Source organism: Salinicola sp. MH3R3-1 (assembly GCF_001937155.1).
Lineage (GTDB): Bacteria > Pseudomonadota > Gammaproteobacteria > Pseudomonadales > Halomonadaceae > Salinicola > Salinicola halophyticus.
Genome location: NZ_MSDP01000026.1, coordinates 27,538 through 47,797 on the forward strand (window position 1 = coordinate 27,538; position 20,260 = coordinate 47,797).

Annotated in this window: 25 protein-coding genes; all 25 read left to right on the plus strand. The window is 63.6% G+C overall.

Going from position 1 to position 20,260, the window contains the following annotated elements:
• Positions 1-137 precede the first annotated feature (137 nt).
• Entirely contained in the window at positions 138-461 is a 324-nt protein-coding gene (locus BTW08_RS15300) for a putative holin (protein WP_210403261.1), read from the plus strand.
• Entirely contained in the window at positions 461-1,024 is a 564-nt protein-coding gene (locus BTW08_RS15305; RefSeq protein WP_139313680.1) for a hypothetical protein, read from the plus strand. The genes BTW08_RS15300 and BTW08_RS15305 overlap by 1 nt, the downstream gene beginning before the upstream one ends.
• The gene (locus BTW08_RS15310; protein WP_075563399.1) at positions 1,021-1,641 is read left to right on the plus strand and encodes a transglycosylase SLT domain-containing protein; all 621 of its coding nucleotides are present in this window, start codon (positions 1,021-1,023) and stop codon (positions 1,639-1,641) included. The genes BTW08_RS15305 and BTW08_RS15310 overlap by 4 nt, the downstream gene beginning before the upstream one ends.
• On the plus strand, positions 1,626-2,027 hold the full coding sequence (locus tag BTW08_RS15315; RefSeq protein WP_075563400.1) for a hypothetical protein: 402 nt from the start codon (positions 1,626-1,628) through the stop codon (positions 2,025-2,027). The genes BTW08_RS15310 and BTW08_RS15315 overlap by 16 nt, the downstream gene beginning before the upstream one ends.
• Positions 2,024-2,404, plus strand: a complete 381-nt coding sequence (locus BTW08_RS15320) for a hypothetical protein (protein ID WP_075563401.1) — start codon at positions 2,024-2,026, stop codon at positions 2,402-2,404. The genes BTW08_RS15315 and BTW08_RS15320 overlap by 4 nt, the downstream gene beginning before the upstream one ends.
• Positions 2,405-2,424: 20 nt before the next feature.
• A complete protein-coding gene (locus BTW08_RS15325) occupies positions 2,425-2,766 on the plus strand; it encodes a DUF2730 family protein (protein WP_075563402.1) in 342 nt (113 codons plus the stop codon).
• Positions 2,763-3,062: a hypothetical protein gene (locus tag BTW08_RS15330; RefSeq protein WP_075563403.1), complete on the plus strand. Its 300-nt coding sequence runs from the start codon at positions 2,763-2,765 to the stop codon at positions 3,060-3,062. Before BTW08_RS15325 ends, BTW08_RS15330 begins: the two co-directional genes overlap by 4 nt.
• A gap of 4 nt (positions 3,063-3,066) precedes the next feature.
• A complete protein-coding gene (locus tag BTW08_RS15335; RefSeq protein WP_075563404.1) occupies positions 3,067-3,615 on the plus strand; it encodes a DUF3486 family protein in 549 nt (182 codons plus the stop codon).
• Positions 3,615-5,138: a hypothetical protein gene (locus BTW08_RS15340; protein ID WP_075563405.1), complete on the plus strand. Its 1,524-nt coding sequence runs from the start codon at positions 3,615-3,617 to the stop codon at positions 5,136-5,138. Before BTW08_RS15335 ends, BTW08_RS15340 begins: the two co-directional genes overlap by 1 nt.
• Positions 5,135-6,802, plus strand: a complete 1,668-nt coding sequence (locus BTW08_RS15345) for a DUF935 domain-containing protein (protein ID WP_168170674.1) — start codon at positions 5,135-5,137, stop codon at positions 6,800-6,802. Before BTW08_RS15340 ends, BTW08_RS15345 begins: the two co-directional genes overlap by 4 nt.
• Positions 6,789-7,958, plus strand: a complete 1,170-nt coding sequence (locus tag BTW08_RS15350; protein WP_168170675.1) for a phage minor head protein — start codon at positions 6,789-6,791, stop codon at positions 7,956-7,958. The genes BTW08_RS15345 and BTW08_RS15350 overlap by 14 nt, the downstream gene beginning before the upstream one ends.
• A gap of 145 nt (positions 7,959-8,103) precedes the next feature.
• The gene (locus BTW08_RS15355; protein WP_075563407.1) at positions 8,104-8,547 is read left to right on the plus strand and encodes a phage virion morphogenesis protein; all 444 of its coding nucleotides are present in this window, start codon (positions 8,104-8,106) and stop codon (positions 8,545-8,547) included.
• 220 nt (positions 8,548-8,767) lie between these two features.
• Positions 8,768-8,995, plus strand: a complete 228-nt coding sequence (locus tag BTW08_RS15360; protein ID WP_075563408.1) for a hypothetical protein — start codon at positions 8,768-8,770, stop codon at positions 8,993-8,995.
• A 30-nt stretch (positions 8,996-9,025) separates the two neighbouring features.
• The gene (locus tag BTW08_RS19035) at positions 9,026-9,607 is read left to right on the plus strand and encodes a hypothetical protein (RefSeq protein WP_139313681.1); all 582 of its coding nucleotides are present in this window, start codon (positions 9,026-9,028) and stop codon (positions 9,605-9,607) included.
• A 56-nt stretch (positions 9,608-9,663) separates the two neighbouring features.
• Positions 9,664-10,788: a phage protease gene (locus BTW08_RS15365; protein ID WP_083627919.1), complete on the plus strand. Its 1,125-nt coding sequence runs from the start codon at positions 9,664-9,666 to the stop codon at positions 10,786-10,788.
• Between the two features lie 46 nt (positions 10,789-10,834).
• Entirely contained in the window at positions 10,835-11,257 is a 423-nt protein-coding gene (locus BTW08_RS15370) for a hypothetical protein (protein WP_075563409.1), read from the plus strand.
• Positions 11,258-11,318: 61 nt separating this feature from the next.
• Complete coding sequence (locus BTW08_RS15375; RefSeq protein WP_075563410.1) at positions 11,319-12,224, plus strand: Mu-like prophage major head subunit gpT family protein; 906 nt, start codon at positions 11,319-11,321, stop codon at positions 12,222-12,224.
• Between the two features lie 39 nt (positions 12,225-12,263).
• Positions 12,264-12,836, plus strand: a complete 573-nt coding sequence (locus BTW08_RS19260) for a hypothetical protein (protein ID WP_210403262.1) — start codon at positions 12,264-12,266, stop codon at positions 12,834-12,836.
• A gap of 2 nt (positions 12,837-12,838) precedes the next feature.
• Positions 12,839-13,246, plus strand: a complete 408-nt coding sequence (locus BTW08_RS15385; protein ID WP_075563411.1) for a DUF1320 domain-containing protein — start codon at positions 12,839-12,841, stop codon at positions 13,244-13,246.
• Positions 13,247-13,258: 12 nt separating this feature from the next.
• Positions 13,259-13,543 (plus strand): hypothetical protein, encoded by a 285-nt coding sequence (locus BTW08_RS15390; protein WP_075563412.1) that lies wholly within the window; start codon positions 13,259-13,261, stop codon positions 13,541-13,543.
• Positions 13,543-13,977 (plus strand): hypothetical protein, encoded by a 435-nt coding sequence (locus BTW08_RS15395; RefSeq protein ID WP_075563413.1) that lies wholly within the window; start codon positions 13,543-13,545, stop codon positions 13,975-13,977. Before BTW08_RS15390 ends, BTW08_RS15395 begins: the two co-directional genes overlap by 1 nt.
• Positions 13,974-14,915 (plus strand): phage tail tube protein, encoded by a 942-nt coding sequence (locus tag BTW08_RS15400; RefSeq protein WP_075563414.1) that lies wholly within the window; start codon positions 13,974-13,976, stop codon positions 14,913-14,915. Before BTW08_RS15395 ends, BTW08_RS15400 begins: the two co-directional genes overlap by 4 nt.
• A 104-nt stretch (positions 14,916-15,019) precedes the next feature.
• Positions 15,020-15,343 (plus strand): hypothetical protein, encoded by a 324-nt coding sequence (locus BTW08_RS15405; protein ID WP_139313682.1) that lies wholly within the window; start codon positions 15,020-15,022, stop codon positions 15,341-15,343.
• Positions 15,344-15,456: 113 nt separating this feature from the next.
• On the plus strand, positions 15,457-15,696 hold the full coding sequence (locus BTW08_RS15410; RefSeq protein ID WP_075563416.1) for a DUF1799 domain-containing protein: 240 nt from the start codon (positions 15,457-15,459) through the stop codon (positions 15,694-15,696).
• The coding region (locus BTW08_RS15415) for a tape measure protein (protein WP_139313683.1) at positions 15,697-20,260 on the plus strand (4,564 nt) is incomplete at its 3' end.

A 20,260-nucleotide genomic window follows, 5' to 3' on the forward strand; every position in this document is an offset into this window, starting at 1 on the left:
ACAGATAGGCCAACGCCCACCACCCGGTGGGCGTTTTTCGTAAACCGCTTGAATCCCGCCTCGACCGCCCCCGCCGGTAACGTCAGAACTCACGCATCGCGCATCGATTCTGACCTATCACCGACGGAGACGGCACCGTGTTCCAGACCCTGCTCGACACTTTCATCACCAAGCTCAAAGGCGCCACGCGGCTGTGGCCGTGCTTGCTGCTGGCCATCGTCACCACCACTGCCGTCGGCCTCGCTTACCCGCAGCAGGTCGGCCTGCTGCTGTGGTCGCTGACCAAGGTGTTCTGGGCGATCTACCTCGCTTATTGGCTGGATCGCTGGGTGTTCTGGTACGCCCGCCCTGGTGACTGGACGGATACCCACACGCCTGGTAACGGCTTGCTGCCGATGCTGATGCTGCGCCGGGTCATCCTGATGGCCGCCGTGGCCATCGCTGTCGGGCTGGGCGTGTAATGAATAGCCAGCATCGGCGCATCCTCGCCGCAGTCCGGGCCGAGTCGATTTCGCGGCGTGGGCCATGCCCAACGGGGCTGGTGGCAGTCGCGCTCAACATCGCCTCGACAGCCGGGCGTGAGCGGCTCGATCGGCATATCGCCGAGCTGCTACGCACCGGTTGCCTGGAAGACAAGCGAGACCCGATGCGCGGTAACGGGCTGCTCGTGACCGGTACCGGTCAGCGTGAACTGGACGCACCGGCCGACACCGCGTTACAGCCATCGGCCGAAGCGCCGACGGAACCTGCTGGCTCACTTTCCACTGGCGCCGATGAAACCAGGCCGTTACTCGCGCAACCCGTTGAATCCTCAGCCGCACCGACTGGCTCAATCGGCGATGCGGACCTCGCCGCCGAGGGTTGGGTGCTAATGACCGAGCTGGCCACCGTGGCATTCGAACGCTTGCGCGGACTCCACAATATCGACCACGACTTGCCCGAGCGGGTGCGCCTTCACGCGTTGCTGCGCCGCTACCAGCAGCATACCGGCGCGCTGCTGACCCGTTATGGAGACGAGTCTTGATCCGCCTCATCGTCATCGCCGCGCTGGCATCGCTGGTCGGCTGCCAGCCGGCGGTTGCTTGGCAGCCGCCGGCCAACGCCGAGCGGTATCAGCGAGAGTTGACACGCATCGTCCAGCAGACCTGGGGGCTGGATGGTTCCGTCGCCGTTCACGCGGCGCAGATCCAGCAGGAAAGCGCCTGGCGCCCGGAGGTCGATAGCCCCGTCGGTGCCCAGGGGCTCGCACAGTTCATGCCCAGCACCTCCGCCTGGATCGCGGATATCTATCCCGACTCACTCGGCCCGGCCGCGCCGTACTCACCCGGCTGGGCAATGCGGGCCATGGCCCGTTATGACCGCTGGATCTGGCAGCGCGTCGATGCCGCTAACAGCTGCGAACGCTGGGCGATGACGCTCTCCGGTTACAACGGCGGCCTGGGCTGGGTATGGCGCGACCAGAAGCTGGCTCGCGCCGCTGGCGATAACCCAGGAATTTGGTTTGGTTCGGTAGCGAACTACACCGCCCGCGCCGGCTGGGCAAAGGAGGAGAACCGCGACTACGTCGATCGCATTCTGCTGCGCTACACGCCGGCCTATGTCAGCGCCTGGGGCGGGAGGTCGCCGTGCTATCGATTCTGATGCGCGCCGGCGGGCTGCTAAAAGCGGTGCCGTTCAAAGCCTGGCTGGCCTTGGCCATCGTCGCGGCGTTATCCGGCGGCGTCTGTTGGCATCTGCACAAGGTCGACGCACTCCGCGACGAGCTGACCGGTGCCAAAGAGGCTACGAAAACCGCCAAACGCGACCGCGACGCTTGGCTGAACGTGGCCTTCCAGCGTACTCGCGAACTGAACATGGAGCGTGAGGAGCGCGCCGCTGGCGAGACCGCGACCCGCGAGCTGAACAGTGATCTCGACACACTGGATCAACGCTATCGGCCCTTGGTCGATCGCATCCAGCAGGCACCGGCGAGCGAAGACGCCCCAGTGGCGCCGGTGCTGCGCCAGGCGATCGAGGATCTACCATGAGACTGGCCATCGCGCTGATCGGTATTGCGCTCGTCTATGCGTGCGACCTGCTCGAGGAGCGACGAGCGGAGATCGTCCGAGTGATCGTGGCCATCATCACCGTGGCACTACTCACTGCCTGCGAGAGCGTCCCTACATCGACGCCACCGCCGGTGATCGATAACGAACCGCCGGTGGTGATCTGCGCAATCCCGGCCGGGATGACCGAATCCAAAGCCGAGCCGTCCAAGCCGATCGGCAACTATTCCCAGCGCGATGTGGGCCTGTATTTGCAGGCGCTGCACCGCTGGGGCTCACGAGGCTGGCTGAGACTGGCCCGAGTCGATGAACGGAGCCGCGAGTGTCAGGCGCGGGCACTGGCTCCCAACGAACCATAACGCGTGACGCAGAGGAAACGATGGGACCACTGAACTGGGACGCCATCCGTGTCGCCTGGGATTTTATGCAGGCGATCTCGGTATTGCTCTTCTCCGCCGGCATCTGGTGGATCAACCGGACGCGGGCGAGCGAGGCGGCAATTCGTCGGGTGGATTCCCGAATCGATGAGGTCGAGAAACACATGACCACGCTCGAACACCAGGTTCACTCGCTACCCAGCCGCGATGACATCGACCACCTACGTGCCGAACAGGCCAAGACCAACAGGCTACTGGCCGAGATATCCGCGACACAGCGCGCCCAGGGCCAACTGACCGACCGGATCCACACCTACCTGTTCAACGAGCGGAGCAACCGATGAACTACCCGGACTTTGAAACCACCGGCCGGCGGCTAGCGATCCTGCGCATCCTCGCGCGGCGTAACCAGTACACCACCAACGAGTACTCGCTCAACGATGAGCTGGTCGGTGCCTACGCCCATCGCGTCAGCCGGGATCGGCTGCATGGCGACCTGGCCTGGCTCGAAGAGCAGCAGCTCGTAATCACCCAATCCCCCCGTGCCGGCATGATCCTGACGCTGACGGCCCGTGGTCACGATGCCGCGACTGGCCTCGCCAATGTGCCCGGCGTCGCCAAGCCGCTGCCGGAGGCCTGATCAGATGCCACCGCGCTCCAAGGTCTATGAGCTGCCGCCGGAGATCCGCGACGAGCTGAACCAGAAACTCGTTAGCTCGGGTTTTGCCGACTACACCGGGCTGGCCGAATGGCTGGAGTCGAACGGCTACAAACTGAGTCGATCCAGCGTCGCGCGCTATGGCTCCGATCTCCAACAAGAGTTCGAGGAAGCGATGGGCGACGTTCGCAAGACGACCGAGCTTGCCCGCGCCATGACCGCCGAGAACGATGACGAATCCGGCGCGTTGATCGATGCCACCGCGCGCATCCTCCAGGACCAGCTGCTGCGGATCTCCATTGCGATGCGCAAGGCGGAGCACGAACCGGAGAAAGCCGCCAAGCATCTCTCGAACGTCACCAAGGCGCTGGCCGATATTGGCCGCGTTTCGCTCTCTCAGAAGAAGTGGGCACGAGATCTACGCGTCGAGGTGGCCGCCGAGGCCGCGGCTGCCGCCGAGGGCGCGATGGCGAGCCAGGGCATGAGCCAGGAACGCATCGACGCTATCAAGCGCGACATTCTGGGGATCGTCTGATGGTAGAGACACTCTCCACCACCATGCCCAAGTCGGTACTGCTGCCCTATCAGCAGTCGTGGATCGAAGACGACTCCGACCTCAAGATCGCGGAGAAATCGCGCCGAACCGGTATCACCTGGGGCGAAGCGGCGGATGCCGTGTTGAGCGCCAGCGCTGCCAAAGCCGCCGGCGGTACCAACCACTTCTATGTCGGCTCGAACCGCGAGATGGCGATCGAGTTCATCGACGCCGCCGCCATGTGGGCCAAGGCCTTCAACAAGACGGCCAGCGCGATCGAGGAAGAGATCATCAAGGATGAGGATAAGGACATCCTCACCTTCAACATTCGCTTTTCGAGTGGCTTCAAGATCCAGGCACTCAGCTCGCGGCCCTCCAACCTGCGCGGCCGCCAGGGCAATGTGACCATCGACGAGGCCGCGTTTCACGAGCAGCTCGCCGAAGTGCTCAAGGCGGCGCTGGCCCTCACCATGTGGGGCGCCAAGGTGCGGCTGATCTCGACCCATAACGGCGTCGAGAACCTGTTCAACGAGTTGATCCAGGACAGCCGCGCCGGCAAGAAGCGCTATTCGGTCCACCGGATCACACTCGACGACGCCTGCGAACAGGGGCTTTACCAGCGTATCTGCCAAGTGCGTGGCAAGCCGTGGAGCCAAGCCGCTGAGGACCAGTGGAAAGCCAACCTGCTCGCCGATACCGCGACAAGAGAGGACGCGCTCGAGGAGTACTATTGCGTGCCCAAATCCGGTGGCGGCGCTTACCTTTCCCGCGCCCTGATCGAAGCCCGCATGATCGACGCCCCGGTAATCCGCTTCGAAGGCTCAGCGACGTTCAATGCGTTACCGGAAGCGCTGCGCGCGGTGGAGATGGCGCAATGGTGCCAGGAGGCACTGCTACCGCTACTAATGCAGCTCGACCCGACCCATACCCATTGCTTCGGCGAAGACTTCGCGCGCTCCGGCGACTTGACCGTGATCGCGCCGATGGCGATCGATCAACGTCTCAAACGCCTGGTGCCGTTCCTGGTCGAGCTGCGCAACGTGCCGTTCAAGCAGCAGGAGCAGGTGCTGTTCTACATCGTCGATCGATTGCCGCGCCTTCAGGCCGGCGCGTTGGATGCACGCGGCAACGGCCAGTACCTCGCCGAGCAGGCCGTGGACCAATACGGCAGTGGCCGGATCGAGGCGGTGATGCTCTCCCAGGGCTGGTACCTGGACGCCATGCCCAAGTTCAAGGCGGCGTTCGAGGATGACGAGATCGCGATTCCGCGCGACCGCGACGTGGCCGATGACCTGCGCGCACTCCAAGTCATCAAGGGAATCCCCAAGCTGCCGGATGGCAAGACCGGCGATGCCAAAGCCCGCCATGGCGACGCCGCGATCGCGCTGGCATTGGCCTATTACGCCAGCTTGATGGACGCCAGCGAGATCGACTTTATCGCCGTGCCCAAGGCAGGCAGCTCGAGTTGGGCTGACGATGATGAAATCGGCGACTTACACGACGGATTAGGAGGCGGCTGGTGAGCCTGACACAACGATTACGCGCACTCTTTGGCACCGGCCGTGACGAACAGTCGCGCGCCCTGGATGGGCAACAGACCGACGATGACGAGCGATCGACGGTTGGCAACCTCAAACGCGAGTTCGCCGAGCACCCCTCGCGCGGGCTGACGCCGGCGAAGCTCCACCAGATCCTCGAAGCCGCCGAACAAGGCGATCTCAAAAGCCAGTCCGAGCTGTTCGACGACATGGAGGAGAAGGACAGCCAGATCGGCGCGGACCTGGGCAAGCGCCGGCAGCTCGCCGCCGAGTTGGAATGGCAGATCGTTCCGCCTGATAACGCCACCGCCGCCGAGAAACGCGCGGCAGACTTTTGCGCCGAGGTGTTCGACGGCCTCGAGGTCGAGGATTTGATACTCGACATGGGTACCGGCATCGGCCACGGCTGGGCCAACCTCGAGCTGACCTGGTCTCGAGACGGCGCCCAACGCTTCATCGAGCAGCCGCAGTTGCGCCCGCATTCGTGGTTCCGCCTGCACGGCGACGATCAGAACCGGATAACGCTGCGCGACAGCTCCAACAACGGCGCCGACCTGTGGGCGCTGGGCTGGGTCCAGCACCGCCACCGCGCCAAGCCGGGCTACGTCGCGCGGATGGGCCTCGGCCGTATGCTGGTCTGGCCCTACCTGTTCCAGAACTACGCCCTGGGTGATCTCGCACAGCTTCTCGAGATCTACGGCATGCCGGCGCGGCTCGGCAAGTACCCCAAGAACGCCACGGCCAAGGAGAAGGCGACACTGCTGCGAGCGGTCGTCTCCATGGGAAAGGATGCCGCCGGCATTATTCCCGAAGGCATGGCGGTGGAGTTCATGGAAGCCGCCGGCGGCCGCGCGGATATGTTCCTGGCAATGATGAACTGGTGCGAGGCCGCGAAGGCCAAGGCGATCCTCGGCGGCACGCTGACCTCCGGCACAGGCGAAGGCACCAATACCAACGCCCTGGGCAACGTCCACGAACGTGGCCAGGCCAGCCTGATCCGCTCGGACACACGACAGTACGGCGGCACCATCCAGCGCGACATGCTGTGGCCTCTGGCCGCGCTGAACTTCGGCATCGATAACCGCCGCCGAGCGCCCAAGTTCGTGCTCGACATGGGCGAGACAGAGGACTATCAGACGCTGGCCACCACGCTGCCGACATTGGTAGACATGGGCGCCAGGATCCCGCTGTGGTGGCTCCACGAGAAGACCGGCATTCCCGAAGCCACTGGCGATGACGAGATCCTCACGCCACGGGTTCAGCCTCAGGCGTTCAGCCAATCATCAGGTCAAGCCATGCTGAAGACGCAACGCCCACCTGGGCTCGCCGCGCTGCGCGAGGCACCGGCGGCGCCGACGCCCGCGCAGCCCGAGCACTACCGCGAGCCGGCCGCCACCGTGCTCGAGGGTGAGGCGCAGCCGATCGTTGAGGGCTGGGTCGATCAGCTCCAGCGAATCGTTGACGAGGCCGAGTCCTTCGAGCAGCTCCAGTCTAGTCTCCTAGACTCGTTCAGCGATCTGGATGAGGAACAGCTCGCCGAGGTAATGGGCCAGGCGTTCCTGGCCGCCAACCTCGCCGGACGTTCGACCGCCAACGATGAAGTCGAAGCTGCCGATGAAGTCGAGAGAGCCGACGATGCCAACGGTTAGCGCCATGTTCCGGCGGCCGTTCAAGGAACAGGTCAGCTACTTCCGCCAGAAGCAGAATGTGCCCAGCAACCGCTGGGACGATCTGCGGCGGGACGAGCACGACAAGGCGTTCGTGGTCGCTGGCGCGACCAAGGCGGATCTGCTCGCCGACCTGCGGGCGGCTGTCGATGACTCGATCGCCAACGGCCAGAGCATTGGCGAGTTCCGAAAGCAGTTCCGAGAGATCGTCAGCAAGCGCGGTTGGACGGGCTGGACCGGCGAAGGCTCGAAAGCCGGCACCGCCTGGCGCACGCGCGTCATCTACAAGACCAACATGGACACCAGCTACATGGCCGGGCGTTGGCAGCAGATGACCGATCCGGACATCGTCCGCGCCCGGCCCTACTGGCGCTACGTTCACAACACGATCGAGAACCCGCGCATCCAGCATCAGCGCTGGGACAACCTGGTGCTGCCCGCAGGCGATCCGTGGTTTGAACGCCACTGGCCACCCAATGGCTGGGGCTGCAACTGCGGCGTCGAGACCATGAGCCGGCGCCAGCTCGAGCGGAGCGGCCGCACCGGGCCGGACAGCGCACCCAACGACGGCACCGTCGAGCACGTCAACGATCGCACCGGTGAAGTGAGCGAAGTGCCAAAGGGCGTGCAACCGGGCTGGGATTACGCTCCTGGCAAAAGCGCTGCAGAGACAGCCGTCGCCGCTCGGCTCAATCGGCTGGATACGCTCGAGGCCAACGTGGCCAGAGTCAACGTCAAAGACCTGGTGGATAGCGACCTGTTCGGCCGTTTCTTCGCCGGCGAGATCCAGGGCGAGTTCCCCATCGCCGTGGTGCCACCCGTCGAGCGCGAGATCCTCGGTGCCGAATCGCCCACGGTACTGCTCTCTCAGGCGAGCCTGGCGACGCATATCGAGCGTCACCCAGAGATCGGCCTGGCGGATTATCGCCGCGTCCAGGCGCTGCTGGACCGGGGCGAGGTCTACCGGCGCGCCAGCGACGACGGCCGGCTGATCTATCTGACCGTCGATGGCGTGACCTACCGCGCCGCGCTCAAGCGAACGCAGGACGGCAAGCGCAACTACTTCCTGACGCTGTTCAAGGTCAAGGAGTCGGCAGCGGAGCGCAACGTGAGAAACAAGATGGAACGGCTGAGATAGGACTGCGGTAAGAAGAGAGCGAGGCTGGTTCGTCATCCCCAGATACCTCATCAGCGCGATGCGCTGGGTATGCCAGACGAATGTTGGCCTCTCGCACTCGTAGGTCCAGTTTGAGCCGATCCGGGGACGTTATCAAGGAGCCAGCATGTCCATCACCATCGATGACGACCAGGTACTGCAGGCGCTCAACGAGATGCAGCAGCGGTCGATTCGCCTGCAGCCCGCGTTCAAGGCGATCGGCGAAGCGATGGTGTCGTCGACGCACGAACGCTTCCAGGCAAAGGAAGCACCGGACGGCACGCCCTGGGCGCCGCTTTCCGAAGCCACCGTCGAGCGCAAGGGCCATGACCGCATCCTGGAAGGCGAGACCCATCAGCTCGCGCGGCAGATCCACTACGAGGCGAGCGACGACGCCCTGGAATGGGGTAGCTCGATGATCTACGCCGCCATGCAGCACTACGGTGGCGAGCAAGCCGAGTTCCCGCGTCTATGGGGTAACATCCCCGGCCGTGAGTTCCTGGGCGTCTCGGGCGACGACCGCGACGAGGTGCTGGATACCCTTTCGCTCTACCTCGAAGGCGGATTGTGATCGAATGCCTGTGAGGCGCTGTGAGGCTTTCGGAGCGGCTGGGCGCTACGCTGACCCGAGAAAATGCGGCGAGAGGCGTTAGAGGGGCGTTAGATTGGGCGCACGATGCGGGTGAGGCATCCCTTGACGCATCAGTTGTAGGAAATTGGCTAATTGATCCTGCCGCTTTTGATACATACAGTTACCACCACAATGAAGGTTCACGACATGGGGTAGCCTGGTGGCAGATAATAACGAGATCGTCATCCGATACGAGCAGGACGCTTACGACACCTTACAGCTCGCCACTGCTGGCGGATTGGCCGATAACGTTGAGATCCGCTTCGATGGTTGGCCCCAACTCGAGATAGTAGTCAAGGGTGACCGCTACCAAGGGACCATCAGCCCTAGCATCATGAAGGGCTTCATCGAGTTTCAATCGGCCATCTATCGTACGTACGCATTCTGAGCGTGCAGCTCAATAGCCTTGGAGTGATCCGTGCTAGAAAAAACCATCAACCTACTGTCGTCCATGGACTGGCTGCCCCTTGGCATCGGAGTTTTTCTGGGAGCTATACCATCGTATTTTATAGGGCTCCACTTTCACCGGCGCTCATCTTCAGAAGCCCCGGCATGGAGTAGCGCTATCTTGGAGTCGGTGGAGAGGTCACAGCTGAGCATTCATGACATCGCTGACTTGCTTCAAAGCGCGGTACCGTCTGAACTGCTAGAGATTCATGAATCAAATGATAATGGTACTTTTTTTCGCTTCAGTACTGGCCATCAGATCTGTATCGGCGAATTCGAGTTGTCTCAAGATATGCCGTCTAAGCAAGTTGTTTTCCCCGCAGCTTTTTTTGAATCACCCGACATCAATTTCACAGGGCTAAAAGGTCATACTGTATCGACTTTTGTGAATGCACATTTTTTTGGAATTGATTTCGAGGGTGAAGTTGGCCCGATACCAATCAAGATACGCTACGAAGCCAGTGGTATAACAGACTCTTTTCCAGTCACGAAAGAATTTCGAATTCAGAAAACCAAGGGTAAACCAGAGACAATTCATTCGTCGGATAGCTGAAAATTCCCAAAACGCTTTAATCCCCCGCCTCACCCTGCGCCCACCACTATGGGCGCATGGATACGACACTCGCACCACGCCACCCCATCGCCGCTTGCTCGGCACCGACCGCCAACCCTGTGGCGGTCTGCTCGCTGCGCGTCTCTGCCAGCGATGACCTGACCCGGCTGATTCCCGCCGGCACCTTCACGGCGCCGCGCGGATCGCTCGAGGGCCAGGGGCCGTGGCATCTGGACGAGGCGCATGCCCGCTCGATCATCGATCTTGCTGCCGCCCGCTCCACCGATATAGTCATCGACTACGAGCACCAGACGCTGCTCGCCGAGCGCAACGGCCAGCCGGCGCCTGCCGCTGGCTGGGTCGACCCGCGTTCGCTCGAATGGCGCTCCGATGGCCTCTATGGCCGTGTGAAGTGGACGGCCGCTGCCAAGGCGGCGATCGGCGATGACTCCTATCGCTATCTCTCCCCTGTTTTCCCCTACGACGCGCAGTCGGGCGATGTGCTCGACCTGCTGCACGTCGCGTTGACCAACACGCCGGCGATCGATACCGGCGCTATCACTGAACTGGCCGCCGCGCGCATGTCGTCAGGCCGCAATCCCCATGACCAGGAGGTCACCACCGTGGACCGCGAAAAGCTGATTGCCGCGCTCGGTTTGGCATCGAACGCCACCGACGAACAGATCGACCAGAAACTCGCCGCACTGAAAGCGGGCAACGAGGACGCCACGGCACTGCGCCAGGCACTCGGTGCCGAAGCCGATGCAAAACCCGCCGAGGCCGTGGCCGCGCTGAAAGCCGGCGTAACGCCATCCCAGCCGGACATGACCCAGTACGTTCCCAAGGCCGTGTTCGACGAGCAGCAGACGGCCCTCGCCGCACTGCGCACCGGCAGCAATGACACCGAACTGAAGGGGCTGATCGAAGACGGCTTGAAAGATGGTCGCATCCCCGGCCAGGCGACGGCGGATTGGCTCAAGGGCCAGGGGCTCGCCGCGTGCAAGGCGTATCTCGACGGCGCTCCCGCGATCGCCGCACTGCGCGGTGCCTCGCAGACCCAAGGCAAGCCGCCGAAGGACGAGAAGCCGGACGCACTTTCCGAGACCGAGCTGGCTGTCTGCCGCGCGTCGGGTATCTCTCCCGAGGATTACCGCAAGGCCAACCCGGCGCCGGCGCAGTAACCAGCGCACCGGATCTCGCTGAATTCGCAACCGAGGATCACCACCGATGAATCGCAATACCGCATCTCGCGCCGGGCTACGTCGCGCCCACCTCGTCCTTGCCGGGGCCGTCTGCTACGCCGGCACGCTTGCGATGATCGATGCCGATGGCTACGTCCAGCCTGGCAAGGAAGCCACCGGTCTGACCGCCGTTGGCGTGTTCGACAAGCTCGTCGACAACTCGGGCGGCCTCTCCGGTGATGCTCACGCCGAGGTGTCGCGGGGGTTCTTCAAGTTCCTCGGCGCAAGCGGCGCTGACGAGATCGCCGCCGGTGATATCGGCAAGCCGTGCTACGCCATCGATGCCGAGACCGTGGCGCTCACTGACGGCGGCGGCACACGTTCCCCGGCCGGGATCGTCGACGGCGTCGATGGTGATGGCGGCGTGTGGGTCTACGTCGACCCGACCAACGGCGTGGCGCTGGGCTAACCGGCACTCCCTACAGCTCGCGCCCCGCGCAGCGATCACCAGTTAACGAGGACGACCGACGATGGATCTCACATCCCCGAATCTCCAGGCCCTGTTCAAGGGCTACAACACCAACTTCCAGGCAGGCTTCAACTCCCTGGGCGACAACGGCTCGCAGTATGAGCAGATCTGCACCGTGGTGCCTTCGACCACCGCCGTCGAGGTCTATCCCTGGCTCAAGACCTTGCCGCGCATGCGCGAATGGCTGGGCGATCGCGTCATTCATGGCCTTGAGGGCGCGCAGTTCGCGATCCGTAACCGCAAGTTCGAGCTGACCGCCGGCGTCTCCCGCGATGCGATCGAGGACGACACCTACGGCCTCTACGGCCCCACGTTCCAGGAGTTCGGCCGTTCCAGTCGCGAACACCCCAACGAGCTGGCCGTGGAAGTGCTGACTGCCAATCCGGTTTGCTACGACGGCCAGCAGCTGTTCGACGCCGACCACCCGGTGCTGGACAAGGACGGTAAGGAGACCTCCGTCTCCAACGACATGGGCGGTAGCGGCGCGGCCTGGTACGTGGCGGATTTCTCCCGCGCCATCAAGCCACTGATTTTCCAGCGTCGCCGAGACTACTCGTTCCGGGCGCTTACCGATCTGAACAGCGACCGCGTCTTCATGACGGACGATTTCGTGTTCGGCGTCGATGCCCGCGTCAACGCCGGGCCGGGCCTGTGGCAGTTGATCGTGCGCTCCAACCAGCCGTTCACCCCGGAGACCTACGAGGCCGCCCGTAAGCGCCTGCAGGATCTCAAGGGCGACCACGGCCGCCCGCTGGCGCTGCGCCATACCCACACCATGGTGTCGGGCTCCATGGAAGGCGCTGCGCGGCGTGTGCTGAACAACAGCCAGGCGGCCAACGGCGCTACCAACGAGTGGGCGGGTACGTCGCAACTGATCCTCAACCCCTGGTTGCCGAGCGCCGCGTAAGCGGCGCCAAGCCTCCACTCACCGAGGAGAGAACGCGACATGGCCACCACCAGTAACAAGCGATCCAGCCGTGCCAAAAGCACCGCAAAACCTGCCGAGGCCAAGACCGAGCAGCCGTCCGTCGAGGAACCGAAGGCAGCGCCCCAGTCGGCAGCAGAATCGGAAACCGGGCAATCGGAGGCAACGCCGGCGGCAACCGTCGAATCCGCCGCCGAGCCGACCGACACGCCGGACTCTGGCCCGCTCGAGCAGATCACCGGCGATCAGGCCGCTGGCGACACGCCTGTGAATGAATCTGTCACCGGCGACGGCTCGGGCGAAGCGCTGCCGCCGATCGATCCCGAAGCCGGCGAACGCATCGCCGAGGGCGTGAAGGCTGGCGATCTGGACGACGAGACTACTGTCAGCAATCAGACCGAGATCCCGGCGCTGTTCATTCGCACCCGGAAGGCGATTCTGCGCCGCCGTCGTTGCGGACAGGTGTTCACGCCGGAGGGTCACGGCATCGCACTCTCCGGCCTGACCGCCGAGCAGATCTCCGCGTTCGAGAGCGACCCGACGTTGATCGTCGAAGAGTGCTCGTTCCCGGCTGACCCGGACGAGGACGAATAGCCATGAGCTACGTCGACCAGGCGGCGCTGGTCACTCGCTTCGGCGATGACGAGATCCGCGCGCTCGCGCCGGACGGCAACGGTGGCATTGACGCCGGTACCGTTCAGCGCGCCTGCGATGACGCGGCCGGCGAGATCGATGGTCGTCTTTCCGCTGCCGGCATCGAGACGCCGATGATGCCGGTACCGGGGGCGGTCGCCGCGATCGCTGCCGACATCGCCCGCTATCGGCTCTACGACGACCAGGTCAGCGATGCGGTGAAAGGCCGTTACGACGATGCCATGCGGTTCCTGCTCGGCGTTTCTCGTGGCGACATCAAGCTCGGCCAGGCCGCCACCGAGTCGCCCAGTTCCGCCGGCGACGTTCAGTTCAACACCGGCCGCCGGGTATTCCCCGGCGGCGGATTCTGAGGAGAGCCGACGATGGCCACGAAAACCCAGCCCCAGGAAAAACAGGACGCCCCCAAGACGACCGAGGAGAAATCCACGGCGCCGGTCGAGCAGAAAGCGCCCTACAAGCCGACATCGGTTCGCTTGCGAGTGCGAACGAAGCAGACCGGCGCCAAGCGAACCGCGATCGGCCTGGTCTTCACCGGCAGCTGGCAAACCGTCGAGATCGCCAGGAACCATAGTGCGCATAAGGAGCTGTTGGCCAATGCCGGTCTCGTCGTCGAAGAGTTGCCGGCGTCGGGTAGCAAGGCCAACTGATGCTGAGCCTGGAGCCGTGGCTCGAGCGGCTGAACGCGGCCGAGCTTGGCGTGCAAGCCAGCCTGGCGGCGGACATCAAGGCCGCCCAACAGGTCCGGGCCAACCCGAGTCTTTCTCTGGTCAACGGTCGCGATCGCGTCACGCACCAGGAGCGTCACCCACACACGCGCCACAAGGTCACTACTGAGGTAATGGTCGTGACAGGCGTTGCCCGCTACGGCAGTGCCCGCTTTGGCAACGCCGCGGATCAACTGGCTGCCATGCGCCAACCGGTGCTCTCGCAACTCATCTACTGGCAACCGCCTAGCGCGGATCTGCCGATTCGCTGGAACGGCGGGCAACTGCTCGCTCTGACCGACAGCGCCCTGTTCTGGGTCGATGTCGTCTCGACTGACTACTGGTGGGCCGATCAATCTCAGGAGACAAACCCGTGAGTAACCAACGTACCAATCGCCGCGTGCTGCGCTTCGGCATTGAAGGGAGCTACAACGCGGACACCGTGCCGGACATGGCGGCGATCCTGCCGACCTCCATCGACGTGACGCCGCTGGCCGGTAACGACATCGACCGCAGCTATATCCGGCCCTACTACGGCAACGCGCCGCAAGCGCCGGGCGAGAAGCACGTCCAGGTGCAGGTGGGCGTCGAACTGACGACGTCAGCTGAGCCGGGCACACCGCCGCCCTGGGGCGCACTGCTGCGCGCCTGCGGCTGGGCGGAGACCATCGTACCGGAGGACGGCGAGACACCTGCCCAGGTTGTCTATGCGCCGGTCTCCGACAACGAAGATAGCGGCCGTTTCTACTGCCACGTCGACAAGAACCTGCACGAAGGGCGCGGCGCGCGGGGCACGCCGCAGTTCACGCTGAATGCCGAGTCGATCCCGGCGCTCCAGGTCACGCTGATGGCGCTGATTCAGCCGGTGACGAACGTCGCGCTGCCGGAGGTGGATCTCACTCACTGGCCCAAGGCGCTACCGATCAACACGATCAACACCAAGCCTCTGAAGGTGTTTGGCGTCGCATCGCCGTTCCAGTCTTTCTCGCTCGATATGAGCGCGCAGACACGCCAGCGCACCGTGGTCGGGGCCAACGACATCGCCATCACCGGGCGTCAGCCGAGCGGCTCGCTGACGATCGATGACCCTGGCGTCGCCGCAGTGAACTATTTCGAGCGCTCGCTGAATGTCGAGACCGGCGAGATCTCGCTGATTCACGGCACCAAGGCGGGCTCGATCATCGAGATCGTCATGCCGTCCTGCTCGTTGGCAAGCCCCACCTACGCCGACGACGACGGCGTGCAGATGCTCTCGATGAACTACCGGCCGGAGCCGGTCGAGGGCAACGACGAAGTTCGCATCATCTGCCGCTGAGGGCGGCGCTCTTTCTAACCAGCCCCAAGCCACTGGGACGTTTCATCCAGCCCGAAGCCGCTGGGAAGGCCAGCGGCGATTCAGACATCTCAGGAGCCATGCCCGTGTTCAAGGTCAACACCAGCCGCAATTATCCGTATCCCGTCACCGCCACTGTCTTCGATGAACAGGGCAAAGAGCAGACCGGCCGCTTCAAGGCGCACTTCAAAGTGCTACCGCATAACGAAGCCAAGTCGATGCCGGAGGACACCAGCCTGCTCGACGCCGTGTTGAAAGGCGTCAGCGAGATCGAGATCCCCGGCGAGGACGGCCAACCGCTGAGCGGCGACGAGCTGCTCGATGCCGTCAAGAACGACCCCGCGCTCTCCGCTGCCACGGTCGGTGCCTACCACGAGTCGATCGCAAAAAAGAACCGGCCCAGAACCTGATCGACGCCGGCCGTTTCTGGGCCGGTGGTGGCCGGGCTTCACGATCGGAGGCCGAGTTTCGCGCGGAAGCGGCGGAACTCGGCGTTCGGCTACCGGATGAGCCGGACGAATCAATGGCCGACGAGTTCGAGGTGCTGCCGGAAAACTGGGACGCCCTGGAGCTTTTCCTCGACTGCGCCACCCAGTGGAAACACGCCCCGATGGGCGGCCTGACCGGATTGGATTATGCGGCGGTGCGCGTGGTGATGGAGATCCACACCGTGCCGCCTGCCGAGTTTCGGGACCGCTTCCAACAGATCCGACTGCTCGAGCGCGGCGCGCTCAAAGCCATGCGAGAACAGGCGAAACGCTAAATGGCCAACGATCTTCAACTCAAAGTCACGCTCCGGGGAGATGGTCGCCATCTCTCTGGAACGCTGCGTGATGCCTCTGGAGAGGTGCGTGAGTTCGGGTCGACATCTGATCGCTCAGGTCGTCAGTCTTCGGCCGCTTTCGATCGGACTGGCCGCAGCGTGCGAGGTGTCAACCGGGAGGTCACGGAACTCAACCGGATCAGCGATCTCGCCCGCAACTCGCTGCTCGCCCTAGGTGGGGCGATTTCGGTTCGTGAGGTAATCAGCTACTCGGACGCTTGGACGAATACTTCCAACCAGATTCGTACCGTCACTGATAGCAATGATCAGTTGATCGCCAGCCAGCAGCGCTTATTGGCGATCGCAAATGAGAGCCGCACGTCTTACGAATCCACCGCCAACCTCTATGCCCGCCTGACTCGAGCGACAACCAAGCTCAATCTCGGCCAGGAGCGCACGTATCGCTTGGTCGATACGATCAACAAATCCTTCGCGGTTAGCGGCGCCACAGCGGAGGAAGCATCGGCCGCTATCGTACAGTTGTCGCAGGGGCTTGCCGCCGGCGCCCTCCGTGGGGATGAATTCAACTCCGTATCGGAGCAAGCTCCGGCGATCATGTACGCGATCGCTGACTCGCTGAATATGACGCTCGGCGAATTGCGTGAGTTCGCTGCTTCCGGTGGCATCACCGCAGAGATCGTTGTCAACGCGTTGGAAAAGGCCAGCGCGTCTATCGATGAGACGTTCGGTGGTTCGATCGCTTCCTTCGGCCAGAAAATGGCTGTCGCCCGTAACCAGATGGTTGAGTGGGTGGGAACCAGCGATCAAGTCAGCGGCGCTGTAGATCAAGCGGGTGACGCGATACTCGGACTCGTCGGGCACATGGACGAGCTCGTGGCCGTCGGCACAGTGTTGGCCACGATCTATGGCGGCCGAGTCGCGGGAGCACTGGCCAGCTCAGCGGCGGGATATACCGCCCGCACCGTCGCTACGATTCGAGACACCCAGGCCCAGCGAGAGGCAAGCGCCGCCGAGGCGGGCCGGCAATTGGCATTGGCGCGCACCGCTGCAGCCGAGAAGACAGCCCTTGCCAACAATGCTGCGCTGGCGGCACGACGCGCGTTAACAGCCCGCCAGGATGCCGCCAACAACGCCGCGAACATTTCCCAGGCTCGCGCATCCCTGGTCGCCGAGCGGGAACTGGAAGCACAACGTCTCAAGGCGCAGATCTCGGCGACAGGACGTCAACGCTCGGTCGCCAGGCTGGCCGAACTTCGCACGGCCGAAACGACCATTACGCGTCAGCTCTCGGCCGCCAACGCAACCCTCGCGGAATCGGAAGCGGCCGTCACCTCTGCCAGTCGCGCGGCTACCGTCGCGTCTGCTCAGCAAACCGCCGCAACGCGTGCGGCCACCACGGCCCAAGGTGCATACACAGGCGCGATGCGCGCCTCCACTGCCGCAGCCGGCGCTATGGCAACGGCTGCTCGTGGAGCATCCGCCGCCTTGGCTCTTATCGGTGGCCCGGTGGGTGCTGCTCTTATCGCCGTCGGGGCTCTGTACGCCTTCCGCGAAGAGCTGGGGCTGGTCAGCGTCAAGGCAAACGAGACGAAGGCCAGGGTCGACCAGCTGACCGGCAGCCTCGACGGTCTGACCCAAGCGCAGATCCGGAACAAGCGGGCATCTCTGGTTCAGGATCTCGTCGAAGCACGGATCGAAGCGGAGAAGTTGCAGAAACAGTTTGCCGCCCTGGAAAAGCAAAACCGTGAGCAGATGATCACCAACCAAGGCCGCGCGGGTTCGGCCTGGTTTCAGAGTCAAAAGCTGAGCCCGCAACTCTCGGAAGCGAAATCCGTTGTCGCTACCCTAGAGCAAGGCCTTGATGACTTCGACACGCAAGTCGCGCGGCTAAAGCAGTCGGCGACTTCTGGTGTCAGCATCTTCAGAACGATGGACCAGTGGCTGTTCGACGTCGGCGAAACGACTGACGATACCGCCAGCTCGGTAGCGACGCTGACCAAATCGACTGACTCTTTCGGCAACTCACTTCAGACCCTGCGCGATCGCCTCGATCCCGTGGCCAAGTCTCAGCGGGAATACCTGTCTGATCAGATCCTGCTCCAGACCGCCTGGGCCGGCGGCAAGCTGACGCTAGATCAATACTTGGTAGCCGTTGGCCAGCTCGATCAGCTCTACCGCAACGCTGGCGATGCGGCTCAGGAATACGGGTTCGATGGGCAGCAAGCCGCCCGTGACGTGAAGCGCGAGACAACGGCGCTCGAAACCGCCCTGACGCGTAGCGTCGAGCGCATGGACGATGCCTTCGTCGACTTCTGGGAAAACACGCTCAGCGGTGCCAAGAACACGTTCCAATCATTCAAGGATCTGGCGATCAGCACGCTCGCCGAGATCATCCATGCCTACACCACGCGCAAAATTACCGCGTCGCTGGGTACGTCTCTCGCCGGTACCGGCACGGCGTCCGCCAATGGCGCTAGCGGTGGTTTTGGCACCGGTGGCATGGATCTCGGAAGCCTGGGCAAGACGATCTACCAGGGCATTACAGACGGCTTCGGGGCGATCAACTGGACCGGCGCGCCCACAGGTGCGACGTCGTACTCGAGCGGCTTTGGCTCTCAAGTCGCAACTGGCGGCGGCCAGTTCGGAGGCTCCCTCTCTAACTTCAGTGGTATGAACGGCGTCGCATCCCTCGGCGCCGGCTACGTCGGCAGCCAGGTCGGCACGAAGCTCGGCTCGAGCGTCTTCGGGAAAGACGCGAATTCGGCTTGGGGCTCGACGATCGGCGCCGGTATCGGGACGTACTTCGGCGGGCCGCTGGGCGCGCTCGCGGGCGGTGCTCTGGGTGGTGTGCTGGATTCCGCGTTCGGCAGCTCCCGCACGGTCGGCGCGGGCCTAGTGCAAGACAACGATCGCGCGGCCGACGATTTTTACGGCACGACGGTCGACGGAGAATCCTGGAGCCAGCGAGATTCGAAGTTCGGTCAATTCGGGCTGTCGTTCAAAACGAAGATGGACCCGGACGACTTGGCAACCTGGTTGGATGGCCTCAAGGACATCGACAACGAGCTCGCGCGAGCGGCCAACGATAGCCAGGTCAGCGCCGTGCGTGACGCTCTGGACGGTCAATCCTTCAGTGAGGACGGCTCGAATTCGATCTCGGAAATCACCGAAGAGCGCGTCGGGGTCATCATCGACGGGCTCAAGAGCGCGTCATCTGATGCCGTGGTGCGCCTCATCGATAACGTCGGCGACGTCACCGCGAAGAATCTCGAGGAGAAGATCCCCGAGATCGCCGCCGCCCTGCAACTGGGGAACTTCGTCGACGGGCTGACAGGCAACGTGCGCGACTACGCCGAGCGTGTCGTCGCCGAGACCACCGACAGCATCGACCAGACGCTCGAGCAGCTCGTCTCGAGCATCCAGAACTTCGGCGTCGTCTCGGACGCGGCCAATAGCCTGAACCTGCGTTTCAACACGCTCGCCAACAATGCGATCGATGCAGCCGACTCGCTCGTCAAAGCCGCCGGCGGCATCGAGGCATTCCAGGCCCAGACCGAGACCTACTACCAGGCGTTCTACACCGAGCAGGAGCGCGTTACGCGCCAGACGGAGAGCCTGAACGAGGCGCTCAAAGGCACTAGCCTCTCCGCCTCTTCCTCGCGTGACGAGTTCCGCGCCGTTGTCGAGAGCCTAAACCTCAACAGCAGCGCGGGCCGGGAGACCTACTCAACCCTCATGAGTGTGGCCGGCTCGTTCGCCGACCTGGTACCTGCCGCGAGCGATGCGGCATCTGCCAATGACGACCTGGCGCAGTCCGACGCTGACCGTGCGCGTGCCGCTGCCGAACTCGCGCAGCAGCGCAACGATCTCGAGATCCAGCTACTCGAAGCCCAGGGCCGTACAGCCGAAGCGACCAAGCGTCGGCGCCAGGACGAGCTCGAATCCCTCGACGGCTCGCTCACCGCGCTGCAGAAGCAGATCTACGCCCAGGAGGACGCCAACGAGGCGGCCGAAGCAGCCGCCGACATCCAGGAGCGTTACGCCAGCGCGCTCTCGAACGCTCGCGACTACCTGGCTGGCGCGATCACCAACATCGATAGCTATCTGGATCAGCTCAAGAGCACGAGTGCCGGCGCGGCTTCGCCAGCCGACCAGCTCGCCGCTGCCGGCGGTGCATTCCGCGAGCAGCTCGAAGCTGCTCGCGGCGGCGACCGCGAAGCGTTGAATTCGATCACCCAGTACGCCGATCGATACATGTCAGCCCAGCGCAACTGGAGCGGAAGCGGCGGCGAGACCGCGACGGTCATCGACAGAATCGAGACCGCGCTCTCCCAGCTACCCGAACAGCTCTCCCCTGAGCAGTTCTTGAGCGACGAATTCGCGAAGCAGATCGCAGGCCAGACCGACTCGCTGGCGACCGCCATCGACTTGAACGGTGATGGCACGAAGACCGCGCTCAAAGCGGCCATTACGAAGAACCTGGACACCACGTCTCGTCTCTCGGCATCCCTCGTCGAGACGATGCGTGCAGCCGGTGATAAGG